This window comes from Staphylococcus ureilyticus (assembly GCF_002902235.1).
Lineage (GTDB): Bacteria > Bacillota > Bacilli > Staphylococcales > Staphylococcaceae > Staphylococcus > Staphylococcus ureilyticus.
Genome location: NZ_PPRL01000091.1, coordinates 12501 through 21580, shown reverse-complemented (window position 1 = coordinate 21580; position 9080 = coordinate 12501). Strand labels below are relative to the sequence as shown.

Annotated in this window: 11 protein-coding genes; 1 reads left to right on the top strand and 10 read right to left on the bottom strand. The window is 31.9% G+C overall.

What is annotated here, in order from left to right:
• Positions 1-10: 10 nt before the first annotated feature.
• The 7 genes from sbcD to sosA form a co-directional block, all read right to left on the bottom strand.
• The gene (sbcD, locus tag CD150_RS09895; protein ID WP_073342207.1) at positions 11-1144 is read right to left on the bottom strand and encodes an exonuclease subunit SbcD; all 1134 of its coding nucleotides are present in this window, start codon (positions 1142-1144) and stop codon (positions 11-13) included.
• A 175-nt stretch (positions 1145-1319) separates the two neighbouring features.
• Positions 1320-1787: a CcdC family protein gene (locus CD150_RS09890; RefSeq protein WP_073342209.1), complete on the bottom strand. Its 468-nt coding sequence runs from the start codon at positions 1785-1787 to the stop codon at positions 1320-1322.
• A 246-nt stretch (positions 1788-2033) separates the two neighbouring features.
• Positions 2034-2219: a hypothetical protein gene (locus tag CD150_RS09885; RefSeq protein WP_046208562.1), complete on the bottom strand. Its 186-nt coding sequence runs from the start codon at positions 2217-2219 to the stop codon at positions 2034-2036.
• A 313-nt stretch (positions 2220-2532) separates the two neighbouring features.
• Positions 2533-2772: a YneF family protein gene (locus CD150_RS09880; protein WP_019467986.1), complete on the bottom strand. Its 240-nt coding sequence runs from the start codon at positions 2770-2772 to the stop codon at positions 2533-2535.
• A 211-nt stretch (positions 2773-2983) separates the two neighbouring features.
• Positions 2984-4972, bottom strand: a complete 1989-nt coding sequence (gene tkt / locus CD150_RS09875; protein WP_103161545.1) for a transketolase — start codon at positions 4970-4972, stop codon at positions 2984-2986.
• A 76-nt stretch (positions 4973-5048) separates the two neighbouring features.
• Positions 5049-5297: a DUF896 domain-containing protein gene (locus tag CD150_RS09870; protein ID WP_103161544.1), complete on the bottom strand. Its 249-nt coding sequence runs from the start codon at positions 5295-5297 to the stop codon at positions 5049-5051.
• A 123-nt stretch (positions 5298-5420) separates the two neighbouring features.
• Positions 5421-5654 carry a DNA damage-induced cell division inhibitor SosA gene (sosA, locus tag CD150_RS09865; RefSeq protein ID WP_064209002.1) on the bottom strand — a complete coding sequence of 78 codons (234 nt, stop codon included), beginning with the start codon at positions 5652-5654 and terminating at the stop codon, positions 5421-5423.
• Between the two features lie 142 nt (positions 5655-5796).
• On the opposite strand from sosA, the gene lexA reads away from it, so the two are divergent.
• Positions 5797-6420, top strand: coding sequence for a transcriptional repressor LexA (lexA, locus tag CD150_RS09860; protein ID WP_064209003.1), 624 nt, complete (start codon positions 5797-5799; stop codon positions 6418-6420).
• Between the two features lie 188 nt (positions 6421-6608).
• On the opposite strand, the gene CD150_RS09855 is transcribed toward lexA, so the two are convergent.
• The 3 genes from CD150_RS09855 to rpsN all read right to left on the bottom strand — a co-directional run.
• Positions 6609-7625 (bottom strand): CAP domain-containing protein, encoded by a 1017-nt coding sequence (locus CD150_RS09855; protein ID WP_073342213.1) that lies wholly within the window; start codon positions 7623-7625, stop codon positions 6609-6611.
• Positions 7626-7645: 20 nt separating this feature from the next.
• Entirely contained in the window at positions 7646-8623 is a 978-nt protein-coding gene (gene guaC, locus CD150_RS09850; protein ID WP_070658475.1) for a GMP reductase, read from the bottom strand.
• A gap of 191 nt (positions 8624-8814) precedes the next feature.
• A partial coding sequence (gene rpsN / locus CD150_RS09845) for a 30S ribosomal protein S14 (protein WP_103161548.1) occupies positions 8815-9080 on the bottom strand: 266 nt, incomplete at its 5' end.

Sequence of the window (9080 nt, the reverse complement as noted above, 5' to 3'; positions counted from 1 at the left end):
GTTAAAGGTCTCATTTAGTCTGATCTCCTTCAAGTAGATGATTTAAAACTTTACCAATTTTATTATTTTGAATGCTCGTTAATGTTTCATCCGTCATATTTTCAAAAAATTTATTAATAATTGTTTTATCATCTAATTTTTGTATTTCTATATTTTCATGATGTAACGGGGTATTAAATTCAAACGAACTATTGGTAAGTGACAACGTGTTTGGATAAATTTGTTTCAAATGCATCATAGGATCACTAACATGTGACATGTGTTTAAGCTTAAAATGTAAATAATTGTTTTTATCTTTTATGTCTAATTTTTCTTGGATAGCATCTTCATAGTCTCCTTCAATGACTTCTAATTGCCTTAAAGGTGTTAATGGTTTAAATTTATTTTTTAATTTATGATCTATCACTTCAATTACCCTATAACCTTTAGGTTGTGTAGCTTCTGAAAAAGAATATTGTAATAAAGAACCACTATAATGAATAACATTCGAATTTATACTAAATGGATGATGTAAATGGCCTAACAATACTGCATCAAATTGCTGGAATGAATTTTCTGCAACTGATTCAACAGTGCCAATTGTCAATGCTCTTTCAGATTCGCTGCGAATACCTCCTTGGACTGTGAGATGACCTACCAACATATTCACTTTATTTTCATTTATATTCTGCGTTATAAATTCTATTGATTTATTCACGGCTTGTTGATGCGTTTCAATCGTTTTATCATTAAAAAAATAACTTGTTTCATTCACAGTAGAAAATGGTAATGTATAAAAATCAATATTTCCAATCGAAATAGGATAACACATATCTTCTAATGAGGTTCTAATATAAAGTTGAGATTTTTCAAACCACTTTGAGCCATAATTTAACCGTTCTTTACTGTCGTGATTTCCACTTATAATCACTAAAGGTATGTTCATTTCTAAATTTAACGTATTAATTGTATTTTCTAATAACTGAATTGCTGCTTTGTTCGGATAACTTGTATCGTATAAATCACCTGCTATTACGATTACGTCTGGTTTTTCGTCGTTCATTTTATCTATAAATTGGTTTAATATATGTGATTGGTCTTCCAGTAAAGATTTTCCATTCAAAATCCTACCTAAATGCCAATCAGCTGTATGTATAATTTTCATTCTATCACTCCTAATAGAACATCCGTTCGATTTTATGATATAACACTCCAACTTAATACTCAAGTAATTTCTCAAAATATAAAACAGGCTACTTAAATTCCGTGATTTTTAAGGAAATTTAGTAGCCTTTTGTATCAAGCATATTCAATTACACTAGTATTATTACATATTTCGCTTATTTAATTAATGTTTTCTTAACTTTTTTATATTGATATAACATAGCCAACCTCCAAGGTACAATCATACAAAATGCTAGTAAGAAAAACATGCCAGCAATTTCACCTGGATCTATTTTATTACTAATAAATATTTTTATAATCGTTCTAATCAACAATAGCGAAATTAAAATAATAGGAAAAGCTTTAGAACGCTTCATATATATTTCACTACCGTATGTCTCAAAACGAGACGTCCAAATCAATATCGTTGAGAAAAGCACGCCTAATATAATGCATTCTATCATTTCCATACCTGTTAACCTGAAATAAGGAACAACATACATTAATGCACCTGTTGCCATAAAAAACGGCGGTAAAATAATTTTCTTTTCATTTACTGGATATTGTTGCGCCTTCATTCTTACAACGATTACCCCAATACCCATTAAAAAAGCTACAACTATAGAAAAAACTAAATATAACATGCTTACACCTTCTTTATGTTACTGGCTAAATCTCCACCTAAAATAGTATATCATTTTACTATTTAACATTCAGTAATTTTAATATGTTTCATTTGATCTGTATAACATGTTATTTAGCCTTATTTGTAGATTTCAAAATTCAATTATGTATATATCAAATGATTAATGTCAACGTCGGGAGGTATTGATAGAAAATTACTCAAAATAAAATAAGCCTTGTTTCAGACTTATCTTATTCATTGCTATTTAAATAGCGCGTGTTGTATCACAAGCTGACAATGCATTTTCTAAAGTATATCTAAGATAATTCATATCATGCATTTGCATCGCATTGTGATATTCTTTGAAAGCTTCATCAGTAGAAAAGTTAATATGCATATTTGCTAGTCGATCTAAAACTTCTTTATCTTCCATGTCATAAGCACTCTTCACTTATTAATACCTCCCTTATATATACAAATTATAACAAATATGATTTTACAATCAAATATTTACTGAATATTTAAAAAATAAATTACATTCACTATCACTTTAATTATTTTAATGCCCATTTAAAAAAACTTAATCCATCTATAAAATTTCGAATCATTATAGTATGGTTTGCAAATAGCAAAATTAAGCACCATCACATTTATATGACCGAACCTAGATTATATTCTCATTTTTTAAATATAATAGGTATTTGTTCAAACCAAAAAAGCTGACGATTTACTAGTAGGTAGTAATCATCAGCCTTCACAAGACGTTATTTCTTCTTCTTGAATGCGTCGTCTTGATTTTTATTCATCATTGTCATCATTTGATTTATTTTCTTTTGAGATGGTTTTTGACCCATCTGCATCATCATCATTCGTAGCATTTCTTCATTAATTGGCGGGTTCTTTTTCAAATAATCCATCATATATTTTCTCGCAAGGAAAAATCCACCGACTAATCCTAGAATAAGTGCTAACACGATTAATAAAATTGCTAACCAAGTTGCCATTGTTTCACCCACTTTCCTATCCTAATGCATTTTACTAAAATAAGCACTCCTTTTCAAGAGTGACTCAATTCATTTATATTTCCAACCTTATGTATTATATCAATTATAATTTCAGTTTGTAAATATAATCCAATTTTTTATTTATAAATAAAAATTGGTATGAGAACAATTGCTCTCATACCAAAATATTAGCTATCTTTTATACAAATGATTAGAACGATTGAATTTGATTTAGGACGTTTTCTTTAGTGAAACCATATTTTTCAACTACTAAATCACCAGGCGCACTTGCACCAAATCCATCAATACCAATAACTTTACCTTCAGTACCTACATATTTATGCCAACCTAATGATGATGCCATTTCTATAGCTACACGTTTTGTAATTGAAGATGGTAATATTGATGCTTTATATTCATCTGATTGTTGATCAAATGCATGCCAGTTAGGCATTGATACAACACGTACACCTTTACCTTGTCCTTCTAAATCTTTAGCAGCTTCAATAGCTAAATTAACTTCTGAACCTGTAGCTAATAATAAGAACTCTGGATCTTTATCTGATTCAAACACCACATAAGCACCTTTACGTACACCTTCTTCAACAGTTTCTTTAGGTAAATCCATTGTTGTTAGGTTTTGACGCGTTAGTACTAAAGATGTAGGCGTACTTTCTGATTCCATCGCTACTTCCCAAGCTACACGTGTTTCATTACCGTCTGCTGGACGAATAACATTCATGTTTGGAATTGCACGTAAACCAGCTAATTGTTCGATAGGTTCATGTGTAGGACCATCTTCACCAACAGCAATTGAATCATGCGTAAAAATAAACGTTGAATTTAATCCCATGATTGCTGATAAACGAAGTGCTGGTTTTAAATAGTCACTAAAGACGAAGAAAGTTGCTCCATATGGGTGTAAACCACCATGAGCTGCCATACCATTCACTGCAGCACCCATTGCAAATTCACGTACACCAAACCAGATATTTTTACCTTCAGGTGTATCTTTATCAAAATCAACCGCATCTTTAACGTTTGATTTATTTGAACCTGCTAAGTCAGCTGAGCCACCAAAGAATGAAGGCACTGTTTTACTAAGTGCTTGAATGACTTCACCAGAATCTGCACGTGAAGCACCACTATGTCCTGCTTCAAATTCTGGCAATTCATCAGAGTAGTTCGTTGGTAATTCACCACTGATTGCTAACTTAAATGATTCTGCTAATTCTGGATATTTTTCATTGTATGTTTCAACAAGTTTATTCCAGCTTTCTTCTTTTTCATTAGCACGTTTCAACATTGTTTGTTGGAAAATTTCATATACTTCATCAGGTACGTTAAAGCGTTTTTCAGGATCCAAACCATAGTTTTCTAATGCTAATTTTCTTTCTTCTTCACCTAATGGAGCTCCGTGTACACCATGAGAAGCTTGTTTGTTTGGTGCGCCGTAACCTATGATTGTTTTTACTTCGATAATTGTTGGTACATCAGAAGCTTTAGCTTCTTTAATAGCATTATCGATAGCATTTATATCATTACCATCTTTAACTAAAATATGTTCCCAACCATATGATTCAAAGCGTGTTTTAACATCTTCAGAAAATGCTTTGTTTAAATCACCGTCTAAAGAAATATCATTTGAATCATATAACACGATAAGCTTATCTAATTGGTTATGACCAGCTAATGATGCAGCTTCATGCGAAATACCTTCCATTAAATCCCCATCAGAAGCTATCACATAAGTATGGTGGTCTACTACGTTAGCGTCTTCTTTATTAAACTTACCAGCAAGATGTTTTTCAGCCATCGCCATACCTACAGACATAGCAAAACCTTGTCCTAATGGTCCAGTTGTTACTTCAACACCATCTGTATGTCTAAACTCTGGATGACCTGGAGTTTTTGAACCCCATTGTCTAAATTGTTTTAATTCATCCAATTCTAAACTACCTGAAACATGTAATAAACTATAAAGCAACGCAGAACCATGCCCTGCAGATAATACAAAACGATCTCTATCAAAGAAATCTTTTGATTGGGGGTTGAAATTTAAGTGGCGTGTCCATAAAGTATATGCCATTGGAGCAGCTCCCATTGGTAATCCAGGGTGACCTGAGTTTGCTTGCTCAACAGCATCGATACTTAAAGCTCTTATCGTATCTATTGCTAATTGATCTTTTTCTTTATTCATCTAAATGACTTCCTTTCTTATAGCAAGTTTCAGTACTATTATACCTTATTTAGTATTTATTTAACAAAAAATTGATTTAGTTATTATCTTTTTTATTTTTAGAATCTAATATTTTTTTCACCTTTTCAGGTGTTACATCATTGCCCTCGGGATCAATAACTCTTGTACTTTCAATTTGTTTTTTAAAGCTTTTTCGGAAAGAATCTAAATATGCCTTCCTTAATTTCGATTGCTCTTTTGATTCAGATTCAGTTAACCCTTGTTCTTTTTTCTTTTTTGCTAACTCATTTATACGCTTAATATCTACGGCATCATTTTTCGCCATAATAAACCTCCGTAATTCATAATATAGAAAATATAACAAAAAAATAAGCGAAACTAAATAGTTACGCTTATTTTATCAATTTCCTAAGCAAATTCACTTTCACAATAAAAGTAGCTTAATATTTTATTTGGCTTTAGCTAAAAATTGATTAAGTGTCCGTTCGCTTTTTTCATCTGAGTTCATTTGATACTGTTCGTCTTTTGTAGAAACATTTGTCATTTGATGATCTGTCATTTCGTACGTCTGTTCTGATTCGGTATTATAATAAGCAGTCAATATGAATACAGTACATAAAACCATTGTAGCTAACAATACTGCAATATAAGGTTTGATTTGATATATATATAGTTTAAACATATAAGTCACTCCTAGGAACGTTTGTTTGTAGCTATACTTTATCAGAACATCTGTTCTCTGTCAATATGAAAACGAACAAACGTTTGTAAACGTTAATAATACATGCTATAATAAAAATAAATTAACGTAGGGAGTGCCTATTATGAGAGAATTAACTAAGCGACAAAATGAAATTTTTGAATATATTAAGCATACTGTTCATTCAAAGGGTTATCCGCCAAGTGTTCGAGAGATTGGTGAAGCTGTTGGTTTAGCATCAAGTTCAACTGTGCATGGACATCTTTCTAGATTAGAAGAAAAGGGTTATATAAAAAGAGATCCAACTAAACCACGTGCAATCGAAATCGTTACCGAACAATTAGGTGAAACTGTAAATATGGAATCCACAATCCACGTGCCAGTCATCGGTAAAGTAACAGCAGGTATACCTATCACTGCTGTCGAAAATGTTGAAGAGTATTTTCCGTTACCTGAGCATTTTACATCTACACATAACAGTGATATTTTCATCTTAAATGTTGTTGGTGATAGCATGATTGAAGCTGGAATATTGGATGGAGATAAAGTTATCGTAAGAAGCCAAACGATTGCTGAAAATGGTGATATTATTGTAGCCATGACAGAAGAGAATGAAGCTACAGTCAAACGTTTTTACAAAGAAAAAACACGTTACCGTTTACAGCCGGAAAACAGTACAATGTCGCCAATCTATTTAGATCAAGTTGCTGTGTTGGGTAAAGTTGTCGGCCTATTTAGAGAAATTTAATTTTATAGATAAAGACACTCTCCATAAATAAGAGGCTACGCTTAGAGCGTAGCCTCTTATTTATTATCATTTTTTTCTAAAACATCTTTTACTTTTTCTAGTATATCTTCTGTTTGATCTTTTTTATTTGTTGTCATAATACCTCATCCTCACAGAATACAGATACCCTTTTCAACAATGTATAAACACTATCCCGTATAATTTTCAGTCCAATAAGGTTGTTTGTGTTCATTAAAATCAACACCGACACCTAACGTACTAAATTCATCTTTAAGGATATTTTTTCTATGGCCTAAAGAGTTCATTAATCCTTGATGAGCATAAATACTACTTGGTTGACCATAAGCTAAATTCTCGCCAGCTGCATTAAAATCATGGCCATCTTGTTCTAATCTATCAAATGGTGAATCACCAGATTGATTATTATGGTCAAAATAATTATTCTCAGCCATATCAGTGCTGTGTTTACGTGCTGTATCAGAGATAGCCGTCGAATAATCTAACGTATTTAACCCATGCTGTACTCTTTCAGCATTGACCAAATCAAGGTTTTGCAGTTCAAAACCTTTTGCTAAATTACGCGATGGTGTTGCATATTGATTTTGAAGTCTATTCTCCATTTTTTCACTTACTAATAGTAGCGCAGTAAGATTATTGTCATTATGTTTGTCATAAAAAGCAGTCGTGTAAATGTTGTCTTTTTTAAAATTGTCAAATTCATTATCGCGAACGTCTATATTTAAATGACCTTTGCGTTTTGCAGTTATCGGATCACCTAATCGTTCTCTAACTATATCTTTAGGAGTGTTGTATTTGATTTTAGATTTTGAAGAAATAACATTTTGATTACTGTATAGTCCGTTCACTTTACCTTTAATATAACTTACCATAATAAAACGCTTATAATTCTCCGAATAGTAAGTATACCATTGCGTACCATATTCATTTGAAGTAACACGTTTTGCCCTACCTAGTTTTGTTTCAACTTCATCTTTTGACATATTCATTTGAATGTTATTCAAAGCAAATTCTTGCTCATCAGGTACTTTTAAAGCATTTTCAGTTTGTGACTGTTCAGAAGAAGACCAACTATCTACTTTTGCTTTAAATTGTTGCTGTAAATTTTCTAAAGGTGTAAATGCTTTGATTGGAGTAATTAAAACTATACAAAGAAATACAATTACATATAATAAAAATCGTTTAATTTTTTACACCCACTAGTTTATTAGTCTCTATCTCCATTAAAGATTGAGTTTCTTACTATAACATAATCCACTTTAGTCAATGAATTTAAATCATTGCCACCTGCATATGAAATAGAACTTTGTAAATCTTGTTGCATTTCAATTAATGTGTCTTTCAATAAACCTTTATGCTCAACAAACATTTTTTTGCCTTCAACATTTTTGTGTTCACCTTTTTGGAATTCAGACGCACTACCAAAATATTCTTTATACATTTTTCCATCTAATTCAACGGTTTCACCAGGTGATTCTTCATGTGCAGCAAACAGTGATCCTACCATAACCATTGATGCACCAAAACGAATTGATTTAGCAATATCACCGTGTGTTCTGATTCCTCCGTCAGCTATTATTGGTTTTCGTGCAGCTTTACTACAATGGTTCAACGCGGCTAATTGCCAACCACCTGTGCCAAAACCTGTCTTAATTTTTGTAATACAAACACGACCTGGTCCAATACCAACCTTAGTTGCGTCTGCACCAGCATTTTCCAGTTCACGTACGCCTTCCGGAGTACCAACGTTACCAGCGATAACAAATGCTTCAGGTATGTGCTTTTTAATATGTTTAATCATATTAATGACAGCATCTGAATGACCATGAGCGATATCAATTGTTATATATTCAGGAATCACATTCTCATGTGCTAATTTTTCAACAAAATCAAATTCACGCTCTTTGATACCAACTGAGATTGAAGCAAATAACCCTTTATCATGCATTTTCTTAACAAATGGTATACGCGCTTCTTCATCAAATCTATGCATAATATAGAAGTAATCATTTTCAGCGAACCATTCTGCTAACGTCTCATTCATTACTGTTTGCATGTTTGCAGGTACCACTGGCAATTTAAATGATTTTGGTCCAAATTTCACAGTAGTATCACATTCTGAACGACTATTTACAATACATTTATTTGGAATAAGCTGTATATCTTCGTAATCAAATATCTTCATAATTAAATAAACCCCTAACATTTATTAATAAAATAGTATTTAAAGGTAAGATTTTCAAATGAAATTCATAACTATAACTGAAAATACTTATACATACGATAGTTATTTCCGAACAATGACATTTAATTTATCTTTACCAATAGTTAATATACATGCTTTTACCTTAAATGTAAATGAACTAAAGTCTGAAATTACCAACTTGATTTTTTTACGCCTGGTATTTGACCTTTATGCGCATGTTCTCTAAATGCAATACGTGACATTTCAAACTTTCTGAGCACCCCTCTTGGACGGCCAGTTACTTTGCATCTGCGTGTCAGTCTTGTCGGTGAAGCATCTCTAGGTAATTTGCGTAATGCTTCATAATCTCCTTGCTCTTTCAATGCTTTTCTCAATTCGTAATATTGTGCTACTAAGCGTTCTCTCTTTTGTTCCTTAGCAATTTTGGATTTTTTAG

Excerpts from the sequence above, each read along its gene's own strand:
- sbcD (WP_073342207.1), bottom strand. The coding sequence starts at position 1,144 with ATGAAAATTATACATACAGCTGATTGGCATTTAGGTAGGATTTTGAAT.
- lexA (WP_064209003.1), top strand. The coding sequence starts at position 5,797 with ATGAGAGAATTAACTAAGCGACAAAATGAAATTTTTGAATATATTAAG.
- CD150_RS09870 (WP_103161544.1), bottom strand. The coding sequence starts at position 5,297 with ATGGCGAAAAATGATGCCGTAGATATTAAGCGTATAAATGAGTTAGCA.
- CD150_RS09890 (WP_073342209.1), bottom strand. The coding sequence starts at position 1,787 with ATGTTATATTTAGTTTTTTCTATAGTTGTAGCTTTTTTAATGGGTATT.
- CD150_RS09880 (WP_019467986.1), bottom strand. The coding sequence starts at position 2,772 with ATGGCAACTTGGTTAGCAATTTTATTAATCGTGTTAGCACTTATTCTA.
- guaC (WP_070658475.1), bottom strand. The coding sequence starts at position 8,623 with ATGAAGATATTTGATTACGAAGATATACAGCTTATTCCAAATAAATGT.
- tkt (WP_103161545.1), bottom strand. The coding sequence starts at position 4,972 with ATGAATAAAGAAAAAGATCAATTAGCAATAGATACGATAAGAGCTTTA.
- sosA (WP_064209002.1), bottom strand. The coding sequence starts at position 5,654 with ATGTTTAAACTATATATATATCAAATCAAACCTTATATTGCAGTATTG.